Genomic DNA, 25,279 nt, shown 5'->3' on the forward strand with positions numbered 1-25,279 from the left:
TCAACCGGCGATCGGGCCGGTGCGCGGCACGATCTGCGCCTTCGAGGCATTGCCCTCGTAGCGCGTCTTGGTCGTCAGATACGGCTTCACCGAGGATTTGGTGATGAATTTCAGCCCGGTATTGATATCCGCCGGCCCTACCAGGCCACCGGAAACCTTGTACATGAACATCTCCATCACCGTATAGAACCCCTGCAGATAGGGCTGCTGATCGATGGTGAAATCGAGGAATCCGGCATTGATCAGATCGAGGGTTTTCGGCAGCAGATCGAACCCGCCGGCGTGAACGCCCTTCTTCGACAATCCGAACTGGCGCATCACCTCGCCGACGCCCTGGGTGCTTCCGGCATCCACCGCGAACATCCCCTTGATCTTCTGATGGCCCAGATAGAAAGCCTTGATCTTGGTCAACTCCTCGTTCACCGTCGGGCCGGTGGCGATTTCGTGATACTTGATGGTCTTGCCGAGCTTCTTGATCGCCGCCGCCGCACCGTCGATGCGCGGCTGGATGTTGAGCTGCCCCGGTGTCGCGATGAACAGGGCAACCTCACCCGATCCCACCAGCTTCACGATCCTGGCACCCATCTGATAGCCGGATTTGAACAGATCCTGGCCGATATAGGCGAGACGCTTGTTGCCGGAATTGGCTGGCGCATCGGCGTTGTAGGCAAACACCGGAATCCCGGCATTCAGCGCCTTCGCGGTCGGCGCGTTGAACGCGGTGGGATCGACGATCGGCACCGCGATTGCATCGGCCTTGCCGGCCACCGCCGTATTCATCGCATCGACCATGTGCGCGACGTTGGAGGTCTGCGATCCGGTCCATTGATACGTGCAGCCGAGCAACTCGCAGGCGTCGTGAATGCCGTATTGGGTCGGCACGAAGAACGGATTGGTGGTCACATGGTTGACGAACACGAATTTCCAGCGCGGATGCGCGGGAAACGGCATCTTGCCAGCCGCCTCGGCGGTTTTCGCGCCCGCCGCCAGAAGTGCCGCGGCCCCGGCCAGCGACACGCCATGCATCATCGCGCGGCGCGGCAGGCGTCCGGCCACGGTTTCCGCGATCTTCTCCTCAATTTTATCGGTCATGATTGTCTCCCCTTCAGGTGCTTTGACTTGGACGAAGACGGCCCGGAATTCGACTAACAGGGGCCGAAATGCTCGACGGATTCGACCATAAGCGAGCCCAGGCTGTCTGGCAATATATAGAAAACAGTTCCATATCACGAAACATCAAGCACGCCGTCGAGTCAGCACGGTCTGCACAAGCACCGCGAGCAGCAGAAAAACCCCACTCGCGAGATTCTGATAATAGGAGCTGAGATTACCGATCTGGTCGATCACGTTCTGAATCAGCCCGAGCAGCAGCACGCCCGACAGCGCACCCGCCATGGTGCCCACCCCGCCGGTCAGCAGCACCCCGCCGATCACCGCGGCGGCGATCGATTTCAGCTCCTCGCCCTGCCCGGCGGTCGCCAGCCCGGACGACAGATGCGCCCCGAGCAGCGCGCCCGCGAGGCCCGCAAGCGTGCCCGACAGCATATAGGTGATCACCTTCACCCTGATCACCGGCACGCCCAGCATTCTCGCCGCTTCCTCGTTGCCGCCGATCGCGAAAACCGCGACCCCGAAGCGGGTCCGGTTGAGCACGAGGGCGGCCAGCGCGAAGCCGATCAGCAGAATCCAGATCAGATTGTTTATTCCCAGAATCTGCCCGTTAGCGATCAGCCCGAAAATGCCCGGCTGCGCGATCACCATGCTGTTCCTGGCCAGAACCAGCGCCAGGCCCCGCACGCCCAGCAAAGCCGCGAGAGTCACGATGAACGGCGCCATCCCGGCGCGCGCGATCAGCAGTCCGTCGATCAGTCCGATCCCGCACCCCGCCAGCGCCGGTACCAGCAGCGCGGGCAGCCATCCGTAGGGTACGCTATAGGCCGCGAGAACCGAGCCGAGTCCGATCAGCGATCCTACCGACAGATCGAAGCCGCCGAGAATGATCACGAAGGTCTGACCGATCGCGACCAGCCCGAGAAAACTCGCCGCCGTGCCGATATTCTCGAAATTATTCGCGGTCGCGAAATAGGGAAACCGCAGGCTCGCGATAATCGCCGCAAGCGCCAGCACCCCGATCGCGCCGCGCGACTGGATCAGCGCGATCATCCTTGCACGCCGTTCCGCGCTTGGCGCCGCAAGAACCGCCGCGGACACGCTCAGCCTCCCGCCCGTTGCAGATACAGCGCGGCCACGATGAACAGCGCCTTCAGAATCTGTGCGTAGCTGAAATTGATGTCGTTCATGATGAAGCTCGCCCCCAGCACCTGGAGCAGAAGCACGCCGGCCACCCCACCCAGGATCGACACTCGCCCGCCCGATAGCGGCGTGCCGCCGATCACCGAAGCCGCGATCGCGTCGAGTTCGTAGTTCACGCCAATATAATTCGGATCGGAAGCACCGAGCCGAGCCGCGGCGAACACCCCGGCAAGCCCGGCGAGCAGGCCACTCGCCGCATAGACCAGCAGCAGCGTGCGCCGCACCTTGATCCCGGTGAGGATCGCCGCCGCCTTGTTGGCGCCGATGAACAGCAGAGATCGCCCGAAAACCGTCGTGCGGACCATCACCGCGACCAGCCCCGCCACGATCACGGCGATGATCGCGACGATCGGAATCACCGACACCGCGCCGATCCCGAGCACGTCAAACAGTCCGCCTTCCGGCAGGCTCACGCGCGAGCCGTCGAGGAGCGCCTCGGCCGTGCCGCGCGCGGCGACCAGCAGCGCCAGGCTGGAGATCAGCGGATTGATGTCGAGTGCCGCGACCAGACCGCCATTGATCAGCCCCACCGCAAGCCCGGCGCCAACCCCTGCCGCGACCGCGAGCCACGCCCCGCCCGCCAGCGCCAGCGCCATCACCGCGGCCGCCAGGCCCATCGCCGAACCCACCGACAGATCGATCCCCCGTGTCCCGATGGTCAGACTCTGCCCCAACGTGACCAGAATCACCGGCGCCGCCGCGAACAGCAAATTGCGAATCACGAAAACATTGCGAAACCCTGGGGTGAACAGCAGATCGATCACGATCAGCACCGCAAACGCGGCGTACACGCTGTGCGCCCGGGCGAGCGCCAGCGGCGAATCGTGTCCCGCCCGTTCGGCCAGAGCCGCCAGCCTGCCGCGCGACGCCGCCATCGCACTCACGCCGGCGCGTCCTCATGCGGGGCCGCGAGCATGTCGAGCACGTCCTGCACTGCGGCACCCTCGGTTCTCAGCGCGCCGCTCACCGCACCCTCGTTCAGCACCACCAGCCGGTCGGCAAGCGCCATCAACTCCTCCATTTCCGACGATGTCACCAGCACTCCCAGCCCGTCCTCGACCAGAAGATGGATCGCCTCGTGAACCTCCGCCTTGGCGCCGACATCGATGCCGCGCGTCGGATCGTCCAGCATGATCGCGCGCGGCGCGGTCGCAAGGCAGCGCGCCAGCAGAACCTTCTGCTGATTGCCGCCCGAGAGCGAGGTGATCGGCGCGCCCGGGCCGGCCGCCTTGATCCCGAGCGCACGGGTGAACCGTGCGACCATCGCGTCCTGCTTTTTACGCGAGATGAAGCCGAACCGCGCCAGCGCCGGCAGCGCCGTCGCCGCCAGGTTCTCGGCGACCGACAATTTCGGGAAAATCCCCTCGGCGCGCCGGTCCTCCGAGAGAAACGCCAACCCCGCCGCGATCGAGCGCCCCGGCGTGGGGGACGCAACCGGCCCGCCCGCGATCCGCACCTCGCCCGCCTCCTTGGTCTCCGCGCCGAAACTCGCCTTCATCGTCTCGGTCCGCCCCGCGCCGAGCAGCCCGGCCAGCCCGACCACCTCGCCCGGCCGCACCGCGAACGACACATCGCGCACGCGGGTGCGCCAGCGCAGCCCCCGCGTTTCCAGCGCCGGCGTCGCCTCGCGCGGCACGCGCGCTGGCCGCACCCGATGGATGCTCTCGGCGCTGCGTCCCAGCATCGCCCCGATCAGCGCCGCGCGCGGCAGCTCCGCCGTCGCGGCACTCGCCACAACGCTGCCATCGCGCAGCACAGTCAGCCGATCGCACAGCCGATAACACTCCGATAGCCGATGACTGACGAACAGGATCGCGATCCCGTCCGCCTTCAGCCGGTCGACCGCGCGAAACAGCGTCTCCACCTCCGCTCCGGTCAGCGCCGAGCTCGGCTCGTCGAGAATGACCACCCGCGCGCCGAGGCGCACCCCGCGCGCGATCGACACCATCTGCTGCAGCCCAAGCCCCAGCGCGCCCAGTCGCGCGCGGGGATCGATTTTCAAATCATAACGCCGCAGCAACTCATCCGCCTCGGCGTCCATCCTCTTGCGGTCGATCAGCACGCCGAACCGTTTAGGTTCGTGGCCGAGAAACACGTTCTCCGCCACGCTCCGTTCGGGGATCAGGTTGATCTCCTGATACACCGCGCTGACGCCGAGCCTCTGCGAGGCACGCGGGCTGTCGAAATGCACCGGCTCGCCGCCGAGCAGAATCGCTCCGCCATCCGGCTGGTAGAACCCGGTCAGGATCTTGATCAGCGTCGATTTGCCCGCGCCGTTCTCACCGACAAGCCCATGCACCTCACCCGCGTTCAGCGCGAAGGAAACGCTCCGCAGCGCCTGCACCGCGCCGAACCGCTTCGACACATCGCGGGTTTCCAGAATCGGCGCCATTCCGCGCGCGCCTCAGTAGGGCACGCCGCTGTTCAGTGCCGCCTTGGCATTCGCCTTGGTATAGAGATGATCCTTGATCACGATGTGCTGCGGCACGGGCTTGCCGTCCAGCCAGTTCTGGATCTCGTGCAGCGCGATCGGTCCGAAGCGCGGATTGGTCTCGTCATCGGCGTAGATCCAGCCATCGGCGATATCCTGCACGCCCTGTTTGGTGCCATCGATGGTGACGATCTTCACCTGCCTCGGCTTCTTGCCCGCATCGCGCAAGGCAGTGATCGCGCCATAGGCCATGGTGTCGCTCTGGGTATAGACCGCGTTCACGTTCGGATGGGCCAGCAGAATTTCGCTCATCACCTTCTGCGCGTCGGTGGTCGACCAGTTGCCGGTCTGCGCGGCAACGATCTTCATCCCCGGATGTTTCTTGATCACCGCGGCGAACCCGTTGGTGCGCGCGGTTTCGACCGAGTTGCCGTAAGCGCCCTGGATTTCCGCGATCACCGCATGGCCATGGGTCGCGCGAGCAAGCTGCTCGCCGGAAATCTCGCCCTGCTTGTAGAAATTCGAGCCCATGAAACTCAGATAATCGGTGCAGTTCGTGCCGGCGGTGTGCCGGTCGATGGTGATGATCGGAATATGCTTCGCCGCCGCCTGGGCAAAGGCCGGCTGCAGCCCGGTCGCGTTCAAGGGTGCGATCACCAGCGCCTGCGCGCCCTGGTTGATCATGCTCTCGACATCGGCGACCTGCTTCGCTTCGTTGCTGTGCGCGTTGGTATAGATGTAGCGCCTGGCATGAAACGATGCCGCCGCGTCCTTCAGCGACTTGGTTTCTTCCGCGCGGAACGGATTTTCATTGCCCTGCGACTGCGAGAATCCGACCACAAGGGCCGAAAGCTTCGCATGGTCCGGGTGCGGATTGACGCATACCGCCTTCGATGTCGAGCGGATCATCTGCGCCGCATGATCCGGCGCCGCCTGTGCGGTCGCCACGCCCAAAAGAGCCAACGCACCGAATGCCGTGGACGCAAGCAGGGTTTTCGTTTTGGACATATAGTTTCCTCCGTTTGTTCAGCCATCGTCAGATCGAAATTGGTCGGGATGTATCGGGAGTCTCTTCAGCCGCATCGGCCGCCGCGCGATGCCGGCAGCCCGCATCCGACTTTTTGTTCCGTTATTCGGAACTATGTTCTGATTTGACGATAGCATGGCCGGAAATCCTGTCAATCCACGACTTTCAGTGCGGTTCCGGCCGGAACCCATGAAACCGGATTCCGGCCGCCGTCAGAGCAATATGGCTTAAGCGGAATTCGCGAAGCGATCCGCAAAGCCATGAAATTGCTCGCCCAAACAAAGGCTGGAGCGTGATCGACTGAAAGTCGCCACGCTCCAGGGCGCTCGGGTCAGAACGGCACGTTCGCCTTCAGCGCCGAAGCCGCGTTCGCCTTGGTATAGAGATGATCTTTCAGAACCACGTGCTGCGGCACCTTCTTGCCGTCGAACCAGTTGCCGATCTCGTGCCAGGCCAGCGGCCCGAAGCGCGGGTTGGTCTCGTCATCGGCATAGATCCAGCCATCGACGATGTCCTGTACGCCCTGCTTGGTGCCATCGATCGTGACAATCTTCACCTGCCCCGGCTTCTTGCCGGCGTCGCGCAACGCGGTGATCGCGCCGAACGCCATGGTATCGCTCTGGGTATACACAGCGTTGACGTTCGGATGCGCAAGCAGGATCTGGCTCATCACCTTCTCGCCGTCGGTAGTGAACCAGTTGCCGGTCTGCTCGGCGACGATCTTCATTCCCGGATATTGCTTCAGCGCCTCGGCAAATCCCTTGGTCCGCGCCGCCTCCACCGAATTGCCGTAGGCGCCCTGGATTTCGGCGACGATCGCATGGCCGTGCGTGGCCTTCGCCAGTTCCCGGCCCGAAATCTCGCCCTGCTTGACGTAGAAGTTCGAGCCCATGAAGCTCAGATAATCCGTGCACATCGTTCCCGCCGTATGGCGGTCCAGTGTGATGATCGGAATATGCTTCGCCGCCGCCTGGGCAAAAGCCGGCTGCAAGCCGGTCGCGTTCAGCGGCGCGATCACCAGCGCCTGCGCGCCCTGGTTGATCATGTTCTCGACATCGGCGACCTGCCGCGCCTCATTGCTGTGCGCGTTGGTGTAGATCAGCCGCTTCACGTGCAGGGAAGCGGCGGCATCCTTCACCGATTTCGTCTCCGCCGCGCGGAACGGGTTCGCATTCGATTCCGACTGCGAGAACCCGACCACGAGATGCGCGAAATCGACATGAACCGGATGTGGATCGACACACACCGATTTCGACTGAAACTGCGTCATCGTCGCGGCATGGACCGGCGCCGCCCGCGCGTTCACCGCCGCGAGCAACGCCACCGCGCTCACGCCGCCAGCGACAAGCCAGGATTTCGATCTGGACATTTCTTCTCCCTTGTATTCATTGCGCGACAGGCGCCGCGGACAGAATTTTCATATCCGCTCTGCCTGTTTTTTATCAATTACAGACAACAAATATCGCTTGTCAACCGGAATTCGTGGAACAATCCGCGGCCCGGTGCGCATACCGTTCGTTAACCATCCCCTGCCATAATGCCCCGACGCGACGCATGGATTGACCATGCGCCGTCCCGCCCGGCCACGGGACCAGTCATGGCGTCCTTGGGAGAGTTCGTTGGGTGAAACAGGCAATTTTGCGCTTCGCGTCCAGCCTGCGCGATCGCCGCGCGGCGGTCGCCGTCATCGTGGCACTTACCGCACCCGTAATCGTGGGCTTCTCTGCCCTCGCCGTCGATGTCACCTATTGGTACGGCACGCACGAAGCACTGCAAACCGCCGCCGATGCGGGGGCGCTGGCCGCCGCCCGGCTCGGCACCATCAATCAGGCCGCGTTGCAGGCGGTTGCCGCCAACGCCGCCAACGCCGCCACTGGCGATCAGTTCAAGTTTACGCCCGGCTCGGCTTCCTTCATCGTCGCGCCCAGCACGTCGCCGAACGGAGTGAATGTCGCGGTCACCGCTGCGGCGCCAGGTGATAAGTTCCTGTCATCGGTCGTCTACTCCGGCACACCCATCCTCCAGGCGTCGGCCGTCGCCGCACTCCAGGGCAACTACACGCCGCCGCCGTCGGCAACCTGTTTCAGCTCCAGCAGCTACACCTATGTCACGCCGAACGGCGACGGCGTCGGCTTCACCCATGTCGCCGGCGTCGATCCGGTCGATTGCGGCAACACGTCGCTGATCCAGCCGCTCACCGGCTTTGCCCAGGGCCAGTCCGGCACGGTGCAGGATCTGCCGATCCGCCTGAACGACAATGGCGGAGTTCTGCCCGCGCCGGGCCTCACGACCAACCGGCCTTCCTACGTCCCCGGCTGCAGCGCCTCCTATGATCCGAGCAACCCGACGGCCAGCGCAAGCGCGCCGAGTTCAGTCGTCGCGAACGGGGTGCAAACCTTTTTCGGCCCGGCAACCCTGGTCCAATCGGCCGGCGGCGGCTGGGGTGGCTGGAGCGGTGGCGACGGCGGCTACCAGCAATCCGCGGTTTACAGCTTCGCACCCATCGTGGTCGGCCCCGGCAGCTCTTTCTGCGATGCCGCCAATCTCTGCACCATCCCGGCGGGTGCCTATTGTGGCGGGCTGCAGATCGATCCCGGCGTCACGCTCGATTTCGTCGCCAATCAGGGCACCGACCAGTTCCAGATTCTCGACGGCAATCTGCTGATGTCCACATCCGACGCCTTCGGCCCTTCGAACGATCCGAACGCCGCGTTCTTTTTCGGCGGCAGCCAGATCGGCAACCTCATCCTCGATACCCAGACCACGATCTATTCCGGCGGATTGCAGAACGGCGTCCTGGTGTTCACCAGCAGCATGACGTCGGATTCGACCGATGGCCGGGGCACCAGCATCGTCGATCAGCTCTGCCCGCTCGGCGTGCTGCCGGTCGGTGTCGCATCGAGCGGGGCGCCGATCTGCCCGACCGAGATCACCTCCACGTCGAACGGCGTGACGACCACCACGCTCGACACCGGCAACACCGTCGACGGACCAACCACCTCACCCTACACCGTCCCGACGAACAGCGCCTATTCCACCACCGATACCTACACGACCACGGTTGATTTCGTGAACGGCCAGGCCGTGAGCTGGCAGGAAGGCGAAACCACTACCAACACGAATCTCGACCTGCCCACCTACGGCGGCAATCTCGGCCCGAACGCAAGCTCCGCGCCAATCACCGCGGCGCTCGCTTCCTGCACGGGGTCGAGCAGCTCGCTGTTCAATTCGAGTTCGTCCGGCACAAATCCAAATCTCGGCCTCAGCTACGCCTCCGGCGGCGGCGCGGTCGGCACCATCGCGCTGAACAATGCGGTCTCGGTCTGCGGCAAGGGAATGCCGCTGATCGCCAACCCGACCGGTTCCGAACTTGTCGCCGCATCGGCGACGGGAACCAGCACGGTGTTTCTCTCGCAATGAACTCACGCCCCGTCATCGCGAGATGCGAAGCATCGGCGCCATCCATGCGCGGGCGCTCGCATGGATGGCGACTCCTCGCCGACCGGCGCGGCGTCGCCGCCGTCGAATTCGCGATCGGCGGCCTCGTCCTGTTCGGCCTGATGTTCGGCATCGTCAATCTCGGCGATCTCGCCTGGACCTACGATTCGCTGCACGAAGGCGCCGTCGCCGCCGCGCGCTATGCCAGCGTCACCACCAGCAACAATCTCGGCACGATTTCGGCAAGCAGCATCTCCTCCGGCGTCTGCGCCGAGACATCCAAAATCCAGTCCCGGTTCGCCGCGCGCATCACCCCGCCGATCGCCGCATCCTCTGCGCCGCCGCTCGCCGTCATTTGGGGTGGCTCGCTCACCCTCTGCAATGCCGGCACCGGCAATGTCGCCATCGCCACCCTGCCCGGCGGCTGGGTCGATGTCAGCGCGACCTATGTGTGGCAGCCGCTCGCCATGTCCGGAGTCTTCGGCGGCGTCACCATCAGGACCGGCGATATCGAGCCGGTGCTGAACGCGCCTCTGTCATGAAATCCCGCGTCGGCGACAAACGCGGCAGCGTCAGCGTCGAAGTCGCCCTGGTCAGCGCGTTCTTTCTCATCCCGCTCACCCTCGGCGCGTGGGATGGGCTGTTCGCCCTCGCCGCGCGCTACCAGACCGATGCCGCGCTGCACACGCTGTACTACTTCGCCTGGAGCAACCCGAACGACGCGACCAATATCCAGGATCTGCAAACCCTGCTCGGCGCGATCAACCGGACCGCCATCGCCCCCATCGGCATGGCCGCGACCTACCCGCAAACCCCGCCCCAGGAATGCCTGCAACCCGACGGATCGAGCACGCCTTCCGCCAGCAACGGAACCTGCCCGACCGGCACGCCGGAAACCATGGTCACCTACCGGCTCACCACGTCGGTCGATCTGCCTTTTGCCGTCCCAGGCTTCGCCAATCCCACCGCAATCACGACAGGCGGCACCGTCCGCATCCAATGACTCGCGGTAAAGGACGGGCACGTCGCCGCCAGCCTTCGCAGCGTCACCGACGGCGCAACAACGCGCCGCCGCAGCATCGCCCCCAATGCGCGTGCCACCAGCATCGAATGCCAATACTGACAAGGCTGCGCCAGATGATCCTCGCTGTCGTAAAAATCGGCGCGCGGATACCGGCTCCGATTCGCCAGTTCAATGAACCGCCCGCCATTCTTTGCATACGCCGCCCGGATCGCCGCGATATCCGCGCGCGGTAGCCGCACCGTATCGAAATCGCTTGGCAACCCGCCGATCACCACAACCCCGCGCCTGGTCTCCTCGCGAACGAAGCGCGCGATCAGCCGCGTGCCATAACCATGGGTTATCGCCAGCGCCTTCGGTTCGGTCCGATGCAGCGTCAGCAGAAACGCGGTGTCGGCGGTCGCCAGGGTGGTGCCGATCCGGTCGCCTTGCCGGTCATATTGCGTGGCCAGCATCGCGCGCGGATGGCCGAACCCGGCCGCATGGGCCGCCATTTCGGCGATCGCCTCCAGCCCATCCGGCATGGTGTTGAAAAACGCGCCGCCCAACGCCCGGTCAATCCCCAGCCGCCACAGCAGCGCCCGGTCGTGGCGGAACAGGATCGCCCCATCCACATCCATCCGGTTCTGCGCGCGCGTCACCCCGTATTGCTGCACCTCCATCGGCAGATACACGACATCGCCGGGCCGCAGCAGCGCCGCCCAGCGCGCGAACAGATCGTCGAGCCCGACCCCCACCGCGATTCCGGCATTCTCGCACGGCATCCGCAGCATCACGCCGATCACCCGGCACGAATGGGAAAACGGCCCGTTCGATCCCGCCAGGATCACCAGTTTCGGCGATGCCAGACGCGCGCCGCGCGCCAGCTTCTGGCGCATCTCCAGCCGCAGCAGCCCGAGCGACAGCGGCCGGTCCAGCACCAGCCCGAACGCCGCGAAATACAACCCCAGCGACGCTAACCCGCACAGGATCAACCGCCGCATCAGAACTGGAAATAAATGAACGGCCGCGCGAACGGCGCAAAAAACAGCGCCTGCACGGTGAAGGCGAAGCCGGCCACCAGCGCCGCGTTTCTGTCCCGCACCCGCAGGCTATGAATATCGGGCGCCAGCAGAATGATCCCCCAGGCCAGAACCAGCAAAGCCGAGCCCTGCACCACGCTCATGGTCCGCGCGGCGCCCAGCCAGGGCAGCACCGCGACCGGCCGCGCCACCAGCCGCAGCACCGGCATCGCCCTGACGATCATCGCCGGCAACAACACCCCGCCCAACCCGGCCAGCCCGCGCAGCATGATCCAGCACGCCCGCATCGTTCCGGCCCGGAACGGAACCCAGGCGATCAGCACCGCGAACAGCGTAATCGCCTGCACCACCGCACCCGGCAGACGCCACCCGGTGCGCCGCCATTGGTGATGCACGACCAGATAAACCCCGTGCAGTCCGCCCCACAGCATGAAACTCCACGCCGCCCCGTGCCACAGCCCGCCGAGCAGCATGGTGATCATCAGATTGGCATTGCGGCGCGCCTCGCCGCGCCGGTTGCCGCCGAGCGGGATATATAAATAGTCGCGCAGAAACACCGACAACGTGATGTTCCAGCGTCGCCAGAAATCGCTGATGTCGCGCGCCTGATAGGGGCTGCGGAAATTCAGCGGAAACCCGATCCCCACCATCCGCGCCAACCCGATCGCCATGTCCGAATAGCCGGAAAAGTCGAAATAGATTTGTGCTCCGTAGGCCAATAATGCCACCCATGCCTCGACGAGCGACAATTGATGCCCCGCACCCGCCGCCCGGAAACCCGGATCGGCGAATTTCGCGAGGCTATCGGCCAGCACCAGCTTCTTGGCCAACCCGAGCAGAAAAATCTCGATCCCCGCGACCAGATCGGCCTGGCGCACCCGCCCGTCGTGGCGGGCGAATTGCGGGATGATCTCGCGCGGCCGCACGATCGGCCCGGCGATCAGGTGCGCGAAAAACCCCACGAAACACGCATAATCCAGAAACCCGCACGACGGCGCCTCGCCACGATAGCTATCGACCAGAAACATCACCTGTTGGAAGGTGAAAAAACTGATCCCCAGCGGCAGGATGATGCCAAGATCGGGCAGCCTGACGCCCAGAACCGCCACCCCGGTCGCGGCGAACAGCCCGGCATACTTGAACCACCCGAGCAGGCCGAGATTCGCCGCCAATCCGAACACCAGCCACGCCTTGCGCCGCCGCGCGGTCCGCATAATCTGAACGATCGCATAATTCCCGACGATCGACCCCACCAGCAACGGCAAAAACACCGGCTTCCACCACGCGTAGAAAAACAGGCTCGCCAGCAGCAGAAAGCCCAGCGCCGCCCGCGCGCCGAACCGCCACCCCGCCAGCGCGAAGCCGACCAGAAACGCCGGCAGGAACCCCATGACGAAAACGGAAGAGTTGAACAGCATTGCAGACTACCCGTTAAGGTTGCACAACCTGCCACAACCCGAACCCCGTTGCCAGCCCGAATTGGCCCGCGCCAAAGCCGGTGCTATACGCCCGCGTCCACTGGAAATGCCGGAATGACCGAGGATCTGCCCCACCCCGCTCTGTTGCCCTCAGGCTTCACCGATCTTCTGCCGCCCGACGCCGAATTCGAGGCGCGGCTGACCGAAACCCTCACCGCCAGCTTCGGCGCGCATGGCTACCAGCGGGTCAAGCCACCCCTGGTCGAGTTCGAATCCACCCTGTTCGCCGGCTCAGGTGCTGCGGTCGCCGACCAGACCTATCGCTTCATGGACCCGGAATCCCAGCGCATGATGGGCCTGCGCGCCGACACCACCCCGCAGATCGCGCGCATCGCCACCACAAGGCTTGCCGCGGCGCCGCGCCCGCTGCGCCTCGCCTATGCCGGGCAATGCCTTCTGGTGCGCGGCTCGCAGCGCGCCCCGGAACGCCAGGTCGCTCAGGCCGGCATCGAACTGATCGGCCCCGACCGGCCCGAGGCCGACGCCGAAACCGTCGCCGTCGCCGCTGCCGCCCTCGCCGCCGCCGGCATCGGCGCGATCAGCATCGACCTCACCATGCCGCCGCTGATCCCCGCTTTGCTCGGCGACGCCACCAACCACGCCGCCCTGACGCGCGCGCTCGACCGCAAGGACGCCGCCGGCATCGCCGCCCACGGCGGCACGCTCGCGCCCACGCTCCTGGCTTTGCTGAATGCCGCCGGCACGGCCGATTCGGCCCTCGCCGCGCTGGAAAAAATCGTCCTGCCCAGCGCCATCCGCCCGATGGCCGATCGCCTCGCCGCGACCGTGGCGGCGATCCGCCATCTCGCCCCAACTCTGCGCCTCACCATCGATCCGGTGGAATTCCGCGGCTATCGCTACCACACCGGAATCGCGGTCACGATTTTCGCGCCCGGCCGGCAGGCCGAACTCGGCCGGGGCGGCCGCTACCTGTGCGACAACGGCGAATCCGCCACCGGAATCACCCTCTACCCCGACACGATTCTGCGTTCCGCCCCGCGCCCCGCACTGCGCCCGCGTCTCTATCTCCCCGCTGGAACGCCACCGGACGCCGCCGCCGCCGCACGCGCCGAAGGCTACGCCACCATCGCCGGCCTCACCGAAGCCGACACCGAAGCCGACACCGAAGCCGAAGCGCTCCGCCTCGGCTGCACCCATCTCTGGCGCGGCGACCGCGCCACCCCGATCGAAGGACACTGAACCATGGCGAATGTCACCATCATCGGCGCGCAATGGGGCGACGAGGGCAAGGGCAAGGTGGTCGACTGGCTGGCCTCCCGCGCCGATATCGTGGTGCGCTTCCAGGGCGGCCATAATGCCGGCCATACCCTGGTCGTCGGCAATCAGACCTACAAGCTCTCGCTGCTCCCCTCCGGTCTGGTGCGCGGCAAGCTCGGCATCATCGGCAACGGCGTGGTGATCGACCCCTCGGCACTCCTTCTCGAAATCGAGCGGATGCGCGACCAGGGACTGCACATCACGCCCGAGACGCTGCGCATCGCCGACAACGCGCCGCTGATCCTGCCGGTCCACGCCGCGATCGACCGCGCCCGCGAGGCCGCGCGCGGCGAACGCCGCATCGGCACCACCGGGCGCGGTATCGGTCCCGCCTATGAGGACAAGGTCGCCCGCCGGGCGATCCGCGTCTGCGATCTCGCCGAACCCGAGACGCTCGACTGGCGGCTCGACGAGCTTCTGCTCCACCACAACACCCTGCTCGCCGGACTGGGCGCCGAAACGTTCGAAAAGCAGACGCTCCGCAACGACCTCATCGCCCTCGCGCCGCAAATCCTGCCCTTCGCCGAGCCGGTCTGGGAGCGCCTCGCCGAGGCCCGCAAATCCGGTGCCCGCATCCTGTTCGAGGGCGCGCAGGCGGTGATGCTCGATGTCGATCACGGCACCTACCCCTACGTCACCTCGTCCAACACCGTCGCCGGTCAGGCCGCCGCCGGCGCGGGCCTCGGGCCGGACGCGGTGGGCCGCGTGCTCGGCATCGCCAAGGCCTATTGCACCAGGGTCGGCTCCGGCCCGTTCCCCACCGAACTCAGCGACGCCACCGGCCGGCTGCTCGGCGAGCGCGGCCATGAATTCGGCACCGTCACCGGCCGCGCCCGCCGCTGCGGCTGGTTCGATGCCGCCCTGGTCCGCCAGGCGGTCAAGGTCGGCGGCATCCAGGGTCTCGCGCTGACCAAGCTCGACGTGCTCGACCAGATGCAGGAACTGAAAATCGGCATCGGCTATCGCATCGACGGAGCAGAATACCGCCATCTGCCGCCGGGCGCGGCCGCCCAGGCGAAAGCCGAACCAATATATGAAACCATCGAAGGCTGGTCCGGCTCGACCCGCGGTGCGCGCTCCTACGCCGAGCTTCCCGCCCAGGCGATCAAATACATCCGCCGCATCGAGGAACTGGTCGAATGCCCGGTCACCCTGCTCTCCACCAGCCCGGAGCGCGACGACACCATCCTGATGACCGATCCGTTCGCCGATTAGCTCCGCGAACCCGGCGACAGCGCTTCGACGATCCGGCACGCCGCGATCGTCCCGCCCGCGCAACTGTCGATCATCCGGGACAGCTCCCTCCGCAGCGCCGTCAGATCGGCGATCTTGCGGTCCAGTTCGGCCAGGCGGTCACGCGCGATCGCGGTGATATCCGCGCAATCCCCCTCCTCGTTTTCGGTGCGGTTCAGGAGCGTCCGCACCGCATCGAGGCTGAACCCCAAATCCCGACAGCGGCGGATAAGCCCGAGCCGCGCAACATGCTCGGGGCTGTAGAGCCGGTAATTGCCCGCGCTGCGCGCCGGCGCGGGTAACATGCCGATACCCTCATACCAGCGGATCGTTGCCGGCGTCGTCCCGGCCGCCCGCGCCAGCGCGCCGATGGTGATGCCCTGATCGCTCATCGCTTGACCCTATAGTTGCTGTAAGGTGCATATGGGAGGGATGAACGATCGGTCGAGATAGAAATGGCCGGATGCTGCCCCGGCGAGACCGGCCCGGACGCCGATGCCGCGTTCCGTCCCGGCTGGCGGCTGGTGCTCTGGACAGCACTCGCGCTCAATGTCGCGATGTTCGCCATCGAGATCGGCGCCGGCCTCGCCGCCGGCTCGGCATCCCTGCGCGCCGACGCGCTCGATTTTCTCGGCGATGCGGCGAATTACGGCATCAGCCTCGGCGTCGCCGGCATGGCGCTATCCTGGCGGGCGCGCGCTGCCCTCGTGAAGGGCATCACGATGTTCGGCTTCGGTCTCTGGGTGCTGGCCAGCACCGCTTGGCTCGCCACGACTGGCAACATACCCCATGCCGGTATCATGAGCGGAATCGCGATTCTCGCGCTCGCGACCAATGCGGGGGTCGCCGTGATGCTCTCGCGGTTTCGCGGCGGCGACGCGAATATGCGCTCGGTCTGGATCTGCTCGCGCAACGACGCGCTCGGCAATCTCGCGGTGCTGCTCGCCGCATTCGGCGTCTTCGCCACAAGCACTTTCTGGCCAGATTTCGTTGTGGCGCTGGTGATGGGCACGCTCGCGATCGTCGGCGGCGGCCAGGTGATCCGCCAAGCCATCGGAGAGCTGCGGCATCACCGCACGCCGCGCGAATTGGTTTTGCGCGCATGACCGGACGGATGGCCCGGATCCCGCGCCCGGTCACGCAAATGTTGTGCTGGCAAACATGATTTTCACGACATGATCTGGCGTGGAATCTTGAGTTTGCGTCATATGTCGCTCAAAAACATAGGGGAAAATGAGGAAACGCCGCCGTGCGACCTGTCTTCGACCTGACCGCACGCCGCGCCGGCTGGATCGGCCTGATCTTCTGCACCGGCATCGCGCCCGCTTTTGCGCAAACCGTCCCCACGTCCTCGCCCGCGCCGATCATCATTCCCGCGGCCCCCGCCAGCAGCGTCAAGATCAGGAGAATCACCGTCCAGACCTCGCCCTTGACCAATTCGGGCATCGACATCGCCAAGGCAGCCCAGGCGGTGCAGGTGCTCGGCCGGCGCGAGATTTCGCGCAACGGCGCGCCCGACGCGCTGCGCGCGCTCCAGCGCAACGCCACCGGCGTCAATCTCGACAACGCCGCAGGCAACCCGTATCAGCCCAGCCTGTTCTATCACGGCTTCGAAATCTCGCCGCTCGAAGGCACGTCGGAGGGTCTCGCGGTCTATGTCGACGGCGTGCGCTTCAACGAAGCCTTTGGCGACACGGTCAACTGGGATCTGCTGCCCGAACCCGCGATCCGCACCCTCACCGTGGAGGATGCCAACCCGGTCTTCGGCCTGAACGCGCTCGGCGGCGCCATCGATGTCCAGTTGAAAAACGGTTTCGATTACCACGGCGGCGAGATCGAGGCGCTCGGCGGCTCGTTCGGCCGCGCCGAGCTCGACGCGCAATATGGCGTGCAACGCGGCAACGTCTCGGCCTATGTCGCGGCGAGCGAACGCCACGAGGGCGGCTGGCGCCAGGACCAGTCGTCGGACATCCAGAATGTCTATGCCAATCTCGGCTGGCGCGGCCCACGCGCCGAGCTGCATATGAGCCTGACCCTCGCCCATTCCGCGCTGAACGGTCCGGGCACCGCGCCGGTGCAGCTCCTCGCCGCCGACCCTTCGGCGCAATACACCGCGCCGAATTTCCAGGGCAACCGATATGCCAAATTCGCGATTTCGCTGAACGACCGGATCGATTCCGCCAACGCGATCCAGGCGGTCGCCTATTACGATTATTTTCTGCAGAAAATCTCCAACGGCAACGCGCCGAACGACCTGCCGTGCTATTCCGGCTCACCCTATCTCTGTTCCGCACCCGGCGTTCTCAGCACCACGCGCGGCGGCGTGCCGATCCCGGCCTTCGCGACCGGGAATTTCTACTCCGAGCTCGACCAGGAAAGCACCAACACCAACGGCTACGGCGCGTCGCTCCAATGGACCAATACCGCGCCGTTATTCTCGCGCCATAACCACCTGGTCGCCGGGTTGAGCTTCGACGGCTCGGCAACCGAGTTCGACGCGGTCGGCCTGATCGGCGGCATCACGCCGCTCACCCGCATTTTCGTCGGCCCCGGCATCGTGATCGACGAACCCGGCACCAATGTCCCGGTCCGCGCCTTTTTCCGCAGCGCCTATTACGGCGTCTACGCCTCCGACACCTTCGATCTCACCCAAAAATTGTCGGTCACCGCCTCGGCGCGGATCAACGCGGCCCAGCTCGCCACCCACGATCAAGGCGGCGGCACGCTCACCGGGCAACATTTTTTCTCGCATCTGAATCCGGCGCTCGGCATCGCCTACCAACTCACGCCGTTAGTGACCGTCTATGGCGGCTATTCCGAGGCGAACCGCAATCCAACCCCGGCGGAACTCTCCTGCGCCGGGCCGCAGAATGCGTGCAGCCTCGCCAATTTCTTCACCAACGACCCCAATCTCAAGCAGGTCACCGCCCGCACCTGGGAGGCCGGGCTGCGCGGCGCCGCACTGATCGGCGGCGGCACGCTGAGCTATCAGGCCGATTACTACCGCACCGTCCTCGCCGACGACATCGCCTTCATCAACGCGCCCACCATCGGCCGCGCCTATTTCAGCAATATCGGCAAGGTTCTGCGCCAGGGCGTCGATCTCGGCCTTGATCTCCATGCCGGACGCTGGCGCGCCTATCTCGACTATTCCTTCACCAGCGCGACCTATCGCAACGGTTTCATCGAATCCGCCGGCGGCAATCCGGCCGCCGATTCCAGCGGCAACATCGCCATCGTCCCCGGCGACCACCTGCCCGGCATTCCGGCCAATCAAATCAAGTTCGGCGCGGATTACCGGATCACCCCGAAATGGAGCGTCGGCGCCTCCGCCGTCGCGGTCACGTCGAGCTATCTGTTCGGCGACGAGGCAAATCTGAACAAGCCGCTGCCCGGCTACGTCGTGACGGATCTGACAACCCGTTACCACATCACCCCGAAACTCGAAGTCTTCGGCACCATCGAGAACGCATTCAACGCGACCTACTACACCTATGGCGGATTCGCCTCGCTCGGCAACGTCTTTGTCGCGCAAGTCCCCAACCTCACCAACCCGCGCGCCTACAGTCCCGCCGCGCCGATCGGCGGCTACGCCGGGATCAAGGTCAAATTCTGACGGAACGTCAGAACCCTTCCGGTGCCTCGCGCCAATGGAGAAAATACGCCGCCAGTCGCGGCAGCAAAAACAGCGTCAGCATGGTCGCGGTCACCAATCCGCCCAGGATCACGATCGCCATCGGCCCCTCGATCTCGTCGCCCGGCGACCCGGCGGCGACCGCCAGCGGCAGCAGCCCGAGCGCCGTCACCGTCGCGGTGATCAGAATCGCCGGCAGCCGGTCCATCGCGCCGCGCCGCGCGGTCTCCCAACCCCACTCCAGCCCCTCCACCGTCACCAGCCTGCGATAATGGATCAGCAGCAACAGCCCGTTGCGCAGCGACAGCCCGAACAAAGTCACCAACCCGACCATCGCGCCCAGGCTGACCGCGCCGCCGAGGAAAATCCACGCCGCCCCGATCCCGCCGGCCAGCGCGAAGGGCAGACCAAGCGCCAGCAGCGCCACCGCCCGCCCGTCGCGCAGCGCGATCGACAGCAGCGCCAGAATCGCAACGAAGGCGATCCCCGCGTGCATCAGCAGGCTCCGCCGCGCCTTGGCTCCGGCGACCGCGCTGCCGCCATACGCGACATAGTAATCGCCCGCCGCCAGATGCAACCGCGCGATCCGCCTCTGCGCCGCCGCCAGCACCGCGCCGCCCTGCCCCGGCGCGGTCTCCACCGTCACCACCTGCACCCGCCGCCCGCCATTGTGCAGGATCAGCGCCGGCGCCTCGGTCGAATGGATGCGCGCGACCAGCCCGAGCGGCACCACCCGGCCGCCCGCGCCCGACACCGGCAATCCGGCCAGCGTCCCCGGATCGCGCCGCATCGCGCGCGGCAGCGTCACCACGATCGGCTCGACCAGCAGGCCGCGATACACTTTCCCCACCGTCTCGCCGGCATAGGCGGCACGGATCGCCCCCAGCACCCCGCGCGCGGTCAGCCCATAGCGCGCCAGCGCCGCCCGCTCGGGCGTGACCGAGACCGCAGGCGTGTTCGGCGGCGCGGCGACATTGGCGGCGGCGACGCCGGGAATCGTGCCGACCACCCGCGCGATCCGGCGCGCATCGGCCGACAGTTCCACAAGCTTCGGCCCGAACACCGAAATCGTCAGCGGTGCCGCGAACCCCGACAGGCTCTCGTGAATCCGCTCGGTCAGGAACGTGTTCTCCCACCAGCGCACCCCCGGCACGTCGCCGATTTTCGCCAGAATCCGCCGCCCCGCCGCCACCGGCCTCGCATTGCCCGTCCGGCTCAGCGTGATGTCGATCTCCGCCTTGTTCACCCCGGCATGGCCGTTGCCGAGACTGGCCCGGCCGACATGCAGCACCACCTGACCGACATCGGGATCGCCTTTCAGCTTCGCCAGCGCCCGCCGCCCGATCGCCAGCATGGTGTCGATCGAGGTGCCGGGCGCGGCGAGATAATGCGCGATCACGTCCTGCTCGCGGAAGCTCGGCAGGAAGCTCACCCGCAGGAACCCCAGGCTCGCCGCCGCCGCAACCACCGCGATCAGGCCGACGAGAATGAAAACCCGGCCGCCGCGTGCCGCCCGCTCCAGCCCGCGCGCATAGATGCGCCGCGCCGCGGCGATCGTCGGCGAAACCGTCTCATGCCCCGGCCCGCGCAGCAACAGCGCGGCCAGCGCCGGGGTCAGCGTCAGCGCCACCACCAGCGAGGCCGCGATCGCCGCGATATAGGCGATGCCCAGCGGCGCGAAAATCCGCCCCGCCACGCCGCCCAGCACCAGCACCGGCATGAACATCACCGCAACCGAGGCGGTCGCGAACACGATCGCGCTGCGCACCTCGACCGACGCGTGCAGAATAACGCGCAGCGCCGGCGCGGGCTCGGCAAGCCGCGCATTCTCGCGCAACCGGCGGCTGATATTCTCGATATCGACCACCGCATCGTCCACCACCTCGCCGAGCGCGATCGCCAGCCCCGCCAGCGCCATGGTGGTCAGGGTCATGCCGAAAAACTGCAGCGCCGCCACGGCGGCAAGCAGCGAGACCGGAATCGACACGAAGGAAATCAGCGCGATCCGCCAGTCGCGCAGCGCCAGGATCAGCACGATCAGGATCAGCGCGGCGCCGATCAGCAGCACATGGCCGAGATCGGCCAGCGCCTCGCGGGTGAAATCGCCGGGCGCCAGCGCATCCGGCACCACAATCACCCCCTCCGCGCGCAGCGCCGGGCCGATCCGCGCCATCGCCTTCTCCGCACCGTCGGCGACCGCGAGCGTATTCGCACCATACAGCGACGACACGATCAGCAGAATGCCCGGCCTGCCCTCGATCAGCGCGGCGCCGAAGCGCGGCGGCGCCGCCTCGCGCACAGTCGCCACATCGCGGAGCAGAACCGGCACGCCGTCGCGCATCCCGAGCAGGCTGTCACCCAATTCCCGCGCGGTCCGGGTCTGGCCATGCGCCTGAAGCAGGATCTGCTGATTCCCGGTATCGAAAAACCCGCCGCCCAGCACCGCGCTGGCCCGATGCGCCGCCGCCGCCACCGCGTTCAGCCCGAACCCGGTCGCCAGCAGCGCGGCCGGCTTCGCCTCGATATCCAATTGCGGCGGCGCGGCGCCAAACATCACCGCGTTCGCCACCCCCGGCACCGCGCGCAATGCGGGCCGCACCAGGGTCTGGGCGATCGCGGTCAGCCGCATCAGCGACATCCCCGGCGCTTCGAGCCCGATATCCACCGCCGTCCCGGTCGCCGACTGCATCGGCACGATCACCGGCACCGCGCCGCGCGGCAGCCCGGCGCCGATCGCTGCCAGCCGCCCCGCCACGCGCTCCCGGTCGCGATAGACGTTGGTTCCGCCGTGGAACACCACATCGACGACCGACACCCCCGCCGCGGATTGCGAACGCAGCGCGGCGAGCCCGGCCAACCCGCCCAGCCCTTGCTCGATCCGGTCGGTCACCGCCCGCTCCACCCCGCGCGGATCGAGCCCCGGCGCCGCCGTCTGCACCTGCACGCTGGGCGGCACGAATTCGGGGAACACGCCGTAATGCGCATAAGGCAGATGCGCCGCCTCGATCAGCGCGAACCCGGCAACCGCCAGCACCACCACCAGCCGGTAGCGCAGCGCGGCGCGAACGATGCCGGTGAGCATCCCCGCTCAGCCCTTCGTCGTCTTGGCGATCGAACGCAGCAGCCCCGCGCCCTTCACCACCAGCTTGGCACCCGAAGGCAGCACCCCGCCGGCCACGAAATACCCGGTTACCGCCCCGTGCTTTCGGATTTTCGCGCCAATGGGAATCGCGCGCGCCACGAACCGGCCAGGCGATGTCTCCACGAACACATAGGCCGCGCCGCCTCGATACAGCACCGAAGACGCCGGCACCGAAATCCCGCGCCGCACCGGCCCGGTGGGCAGCGACACCGAAAGCGGCGTGCCGACCTGCATCGCCGGGCCGCGATAATACAGCCCCTGGCCGACCATGCCGCGCGGCAGATGTCCCGAAACCCCGATCAGCGTCAGCTTCGCCGTGCCCGCCTTCGCCACGGCGGGCGGATCGGTCAGTGCGGCGCCGGGCAGGCCGACCTCGACCAGCGATTGGCCCGACTCCAGCGCCCGAACCACTTTTCCGCCCGAAATCAGCGCCCCGCCCAGCGCCGCGCCATATGTCGTCCGCGCCTTCACCTTCAGCCCGGCGAGCCGCGCCGCCGCCACCGCCTGCGCCGCCTCGGCCTGCTGCAACGCCGCTTCCGACACATTGCCTGCGCCGTGAAACAGGGTTCGGGTCCTCCCGAGCGTCGCCATGGTCAGCCGCTCCCGCGCCTCGGCCTGAACGATCGCCGCGCGCAGCGCCAGCACCGGCGACGCATCGATCACCATGCCGTAGCCACGGCGCGCCGGGGCGAACCGCATCGGCGCCGGGCGCGCCACCGCGACCCCGCCGTCCCGCATCTGCGCCTTGGTCAGCGCGATGCCGCGCGGCGCGCCCCACGCCAGCGCGGGAACCAGGAGCAGAAGCGCCACTGCAAAAACTCTCATGCGCCGCTCCCAAAAAACCGATGATGCAAACCGTCCTCCAACTGGCCGAGTGCCGTGCGCACCTGGATTTCCGCCGCCAGCGCGTTCTGCCGCGCGAGAATATCGGCCTGTTCCGCGCCGAGCAGCCGCACCCTCCCGGTCGCCCCGGCGCGATACGCCGCGCGCGCCGCGCGCGCCTGCACCCTGGCCCGCGCCGCGATCCGGTCCGCTTCCGCCTTGGCCGTCACGCTCGCCCGATAATTCCGCTCCGCCCGGCCGACCTGATCGAGCACATGCAACTGCGCCGCCTGGAATTGCGCCGCCGCGCGCCGCCGCTTCGCCCGCGCCACCGCGATCGGCCCCTGATTCTGGTTCAGCACCGGCAGCGGCAGCGAAATCGCCAGCAGAAACTTGTTGTCGCCCTGATCGTAATGATAGCCCGGCCCGATCGTCACGCCGGGAAACTGCGCGTCGATCGCCTGGCGCAAATCCTCCTGATCCGCTTGATACCGCGCCAGCGCCGCCCGCACCGAGGGTCGCGCGACCAGCGCCGTCCGCACCAGTCCTGCCATCTCGCCCGGCGCGCCCGGCGCATCGAACGCGGCGGTCGATATCGAAACACCGTCCAGCGCCGCATCCGGCAGCCCGAGCGCCGCCGCAAGCCCGGCCCGCGCGACCGACTTGCGCCGCCCGGCCTCGGCGGCGGCGAATTCCGCCTGCTCCGCCGCCAGCGCCGCCTGGTTGCGCGCCACCGACGAGACCATCCCCGCCCGATAGCGCTGATCGATCGTCCGTTCCGCCGCCTCCGCCAGCGCCGCGTTGCGTTGCGCGAGTGCCGCGCCGCGCCGCGCGCTCCACAACGCCAGCAGCGCATCGCGCACCCGCGCGCGTTCGGCCCATGAGGCGGTGGCGATCGCTTGCCGCGCCGCCGCCGCCCGTTCCCGCGCCGCCGCGATCCCCGCCTGCCGGGCGCCGAAATTATCGATCAGGAAACTGACCAGCGGCCCGATTTTCAGCGGCGATGGATTGCCGTTGGTCGCATTATAGGTCGGCTGCAGCGACAGCACCGGATTGGGCAGCGCCGACGCGCTCGCCACCAAGCCGCGCGCCACCGAAAAATTCGCCCTGGCGATCGCGAGATCGGGCCGCTCATACACCGCAACCAGGGTCAGCGCGCCGAGCCCCCAGCGCTGCTCCGGCTTCCGCCCCATCGCGGCGAGAAATTTGTCCAGGCGCGGATCGTCCAGCCGCCGCGCCGTCAGCCGCGCGGCACTCCGCCCGGCATCGATCGGCCGCGCGTGATACCGCGCGCAGCCGGACAATGCCGCCAGCGCCGCCAGACCAGCGATCCGCGAACCCCGTTTCATTCCGGCGCGGACCCTGCCAGCCCCGAACCCCCGGCGCAACCGCCCTATAGATCAAGAGTCCATGTCTGGCCGACCAGATCGCAACCGAACGAATGATGCGGCGTCTCGTCGACCAGCCGGAACCCCTTGGCCTGATAGATCCGGCGCGCCGAAACCAGAACGTTGTTGGTCCAGAGCGCCAGGCGGCGATAGCCGAATTCGCGGGCGCGATCGATGCAGGCGGTGACCAGCATGTTGCCGATCCCGCGGCCGCGCGCCTCCGGCTCGACATAAAGCAGCCGCAGCTTCGCGACCGCCGCATCGTCGCTTCGCACCAGAAAGATCGACCCGGCGATCCCGCCCGCGTGCGCGGCGATCCAGGAATCCTCGCGGGCGGCGTCGAAATTTTTCACGAAATCGCCGAGGATTTCGGCAACCAGCCCCTCATAGCTCCAGTCCCAGCCATAGTCGCGATGATACAGCACCGCCTGGCGATGGATGATCCAGCCGAGATCGCCCGGCCGCAACCCGCGCAGCGCCGCGGCATCAGCCGGCCCATCCTCTTGGTTCAGTACCGTCCTGATCCGCCGCATCGCCGCAACCAGGGTTTCGCGGGCATCCCCGCCGAGCGGGTCGAGCATCGCCCCGATCTGCGCCCGCGTGCCCTGGTCGAGCGTGCGGAACGCCGCTCGCCCCGCATCGGTCAGGGACAGCAGATGATGCTTGCCGTGATCCGGGTTCACCCGGCTGCGCAGCAGCCCGCGCGTGCGAAACCGCGCGACGATCCGGCTCAGATGCGCCTTGTCCATGTCCAGCCGGCGCGCGATGCCGGCGGCGGTCTGCTCGCCGCCCTGGGCCAGCTCGAAGACCACCCGCGCCTCCGCCAGCGAAAACTCGCTCTCCGGCAGACGGGTTTTCAGCAGGCCGATCCGGTTGGTGTAAAATCGGTTGAAGCTTCGGACTTCCGCGACCGCGTCCATCGTCCCTCCTTGCGCTTACAGTGTTGTCTCAGACAACATTTAACGCGGCAACCCCATGGATGGAAAGCCCAATTTTCCGCTCGCCGGTCCACCCTTGATCGGCACTCTTCCGTCTGATATACGTTTCATGTG

The 25,279-nt window shown here is 66.7% G+C and carries 20 protein-coding genes; 7 read left to right on the forward strand and 13 right to left on the reverse strand.

All coding sequences use genetic code 11. The annotated features are described in order from the left end of the window. The 6 genes from AiwAL_RS06900 to AiwAL_RS06925 all read right to left on the reverse strand — a co-directional run bounded on the left by AiwAL_RS06900 (position 1) and on the right by AiwAL_RS06925 (position 7,140). On the reverse strand, positions 1-1,092 hold the full coding sequence (locus tag AiwAL_RS06900) for a sugar ABC transporter substrate-binding protein (protein ID WP_262312391.1): 1,092 nt from the start codon (positions 1,090-1,092) through the stop codon (positions 1-3). A gap of 144 nt (positions 1,093-1,236) precedes the next feature. Beyond that, positions 1,237-2,211, reverse strand: a complete 975-nt coding sequence (locus AiwAL_RS06905; RefSeq protein ID WP_235703624.1) for an ABC transporter permease — start codon at positions 2,209-2,211, stop codon at positions 1,237-1,239. Between the two features lie 2 nt (positions 2,212-2,213). After that, entirely contained in the window at positions 2,214-3,188 is a 975-nt protein-coding gene (locus tag AiwAL_RS06910; protein ID WP_262312434.1) for an ABC transporter permease, read from the reverse strand. Between the two features lie 5 nt (positions 3,189-3,193). Continuing rightward, positions 3,194-4,705 carry a sugar ABC transporter ATP-binding protein gene (locus AiwAL_RS06915; protein ID WP_235703623.1) on the reverse strand — a complete coding sequence of 504 codons (1,512 nt, stop codon included), beginning with the start codon at positions 4,703-4,705 and terminating at the stop codon, positions 3,194-3,196. Between the two features lie 12 nt (positions 4,706-4,717). After that, positions 4,718-5,752, reverse strand: coding sequence for an ABC transporter substrate-binding protein (locus tag AiwAL_RS06920; protein WP_235703622.1), 1,035 nt, complete (start codon positions 5,750-5,752; stop codon positions 4,718-4,720). Positions 5,753-6,102: 350 nt separating this feature from the next. Next, positions 6,103-7,140 (reverse strand): ABC transporter substrate-binding protein, encoded by a 1,038-nt coding sequence (locus AiwAL_RS06925; RefSeq protein WP_235703621.1) that lies wholly within the window; start codon positions 7,138-7,140, stop codon positions 6,103-6,105. 254 nt (positions 7,141-7,394) lie between these two features. On the opposite strand from AiwAL_RS06925, the gene AiwAL_RS06930 reads away from it, so the two are divergent. The 3 genes from AiwAL_RS06930 to AiwAL_RS06940 are packed head-to-tail and all read left to right on the forward strand — an operon-like array spanning position 7,395 to position 10,212. Continuing rightward, entirely contained in the window at positions 7,395-9,191 is a 1,797-nt protein-coding gene (locus tag AiwAL_RS06930; RefSeq protein WP_235703620.1) for a pilus assembly protein TadG-related protein, read from the forward strand. A gap of 44 nt (positions 9,192-9,235) precedes the next feature. Continuing rightward, a complete protein-coding gene (locus AiwAL_RS06935) occupies positions 9,236-9,751 on the forward strand; it encodes a TadE/TadG family type IV pilus assembly protein (RefSeq protein ID WP_235703619.1) in 516 nt (171 codons plus the stop codon). Continuing rightward, positions 9,748-10,212, forward strand: a complete 465-nt coding sequence (locus tag AiwAL_RS06940; protein ID WP_235703618.1) for a hypothetical protein — start codon at positions 9,748-9,750, stop codon at positions 10,210-10,212. The genes AiwAL_RS06935 and AiwAL_RS06940 overlap by 4 nt, the downstream gene beginning before the upstream one ends. Here the strand turns inward: AiwAL_RS06940 and AiwAL_RS06945 are convergent. Next, on the reverse strand, positions 10,116-11,213 hold the full coding sequence (locus AiwAL_RS06945; protein ID WP_262312392.1) for a hypothetical protein: 1,098 nt from the start codon (positions 11,211-11,213) through the stop codon (positions 10,116-10,118). The genes AiwAL_RS06940 and AiwAL_RS06945 overlap by 97 nt on opposite strands. Beyond that, the gene (locus tag AiwAL_RS06950) at positions 11,213-12,670 is read right to left on the reverse strand and encodes an MBOAT family protein (RefSeq protein WP_262312393.1); all 1,458 of its coding nucleotides are present in this window, start codon (positions 12,668-12,670) and stop codon (positions 11,213-11,215) included. The genes AiwAL_RS06945 and AiwAL_RS06950 overlap by 1 nt, the downstream gene beginning before the upstream one ends. Before the next feature lie 114 nt (positions 12,671-12,784). Between AiwAL_RS06950 and AiwAL_RS06955 the strand changes: the two genes are divergently transcribed. Together AiwAL_RS06955 and AiwAL_RS06960 are read left to right on the forward strand one after the other, a co-directional pair. Further along, complete coding sequence (locus tag AiwAL_RS06955) at positions 12,785-13,930, forward strand: ATP phosphoribosyltransferase regulatory subunit (protein WP_235703615.1); 1,146 nt, start codon at positions 12,785-12,787, stop codon at positions 13,928-13,930. A 3-nt stretch (positions 13,931-13,933) separates the two neighbouring features. Further along, positions 13,934-15,223, forward strand: a complete 1,290-nt coding sequence (locus AiwAL_RS06960) for an adenylosuccinate synthase (protein ID WP_235703614.1) — start codon at positions 13,934-13,936, stop codon at positions 15,221-15,223. Here AiwAL_RS06960 and AiwAL_RS06965 read toward each other — a convergent pair. Further along, positions 15,220-15,633 carry a helix-turn-helix domain-containing protein gene (locus AiwAL_RS06965; RefSeq protein ID WP_262312394.1) on the reverse strand — a complete coding sequence of 138 codons (414 nt, stop codon included), beginning with the start codon at positions 15,631-15,633 and terminating at the stop codon, positions 15,220-15,222. The genes AiwAL_RS06960 and AiwAL_RS06965 overlap by 4 nt on opposite strands. A gap of 63 nt (positions 15,634-15,696) precedes the next feature. Here AiwAL_RS06965 and AiwAL_RS06970 point away from each other — a divergent pair, with 63 nt between their 5' ends. After that, complete coding sequence (locus AiwAL_RS06970; protein ID WP_262312395.1) at positions 15,697-16,347, forward strand: cation transporter; 651 nt, start codon at positions 15,697-15,699, stop codon at positions 16,345-16,347. Between the two features lie 143 nt (positions 16,348-16,490). Continuing rightward, positions 16,491-18,857, forward strand: a complete 2,367-nt coding sequence (locus AiwAL_RS06975) for a TonB-dependent receptor (RefSeq protein WP_262312396.1) — start codon at positions 16,491-16,493, stop codon at positions 18,855-18,857. Between the two features lie 7 nt (positions 18,858-18,864). On the opposite strand, the gene AiwAL_RS06980 is transcribed toward AiwAL_RS06975, so the two are convergent. From AiwAL_RS06980 to AiwAL_RS06995, 4 genes are read right to left on the reverse strand one after another with little or no spacing between them, the layout of a single operon-like run. Beyond that, positions 18,865-21,957 carry an efflux RND transporter permease subunit gene (locus AiwAL_RS06980; RefSeq protein ID WP_262312397.1) on the reverse strand — a complete coding sequence of 1,031 codons (3,093 nt, stop codon included), beginning with the start codon at positions 21,955-21,957 and terminating at the stop codon, positions 18,865-18,867. 6 nt (positions 21,958-21,963) lie between these two features. After that, positions 21,964-22,842 carry a hypothetical protein gene (locus tag AiwAL_RS06985; protein WP_262312398.1) on the reverse strand — a complete coding sequence of 293 codons (879 nt, stop codon included), beginning with the start codon at positions 22,840-22,842 and terminating at the stop codon, positions 21,964-21,966. Then, positions 22,839-24,188 carry a TolC family protein gene (locus AiwAL_RS06990; RefSeq protein WP_262312399.1) on the reverse strand — a complete coding sequence of 450 codons (1,350 nt, stop codon included), beginning with the start codon at positions 24,186-24,188 and terminating at the stop codon, positions 22,839-22,841. The genes AiwAL_RS06985 and AiwAL_RS06990 overlap by 4 nt, the downstream gene beginning before the upstream one ends. Positions 24,189-24,232: 44 nt before the next feature. Further along, the gene (locus tag AiwAL_RS06995) at positions 24,233-25,147 is read right to left on the reverse strand and encodes a bifunctional helix-turn-helix transcriptional regulator/GNAT family N-acetyltransferase (protein ID WP_262312400.1); all 915 of its coding nucleotides are present in this window, start codon (positions 25,145-25,147) and stop codon (positions 24,233-24,235) included. Positions 25,148-25,279: the final 132 nt, after the last annotated feature.

It is taken from the genome of Acidiphilium sp. AL (genome assembly GCF_025499445.1).
GTDB lineage: Bacteria > Pseudomonadota > Alphaproteobacteria > Acetobacterales > Acetobacteraceae > Acidiphilium > Acidiphilium iwatense.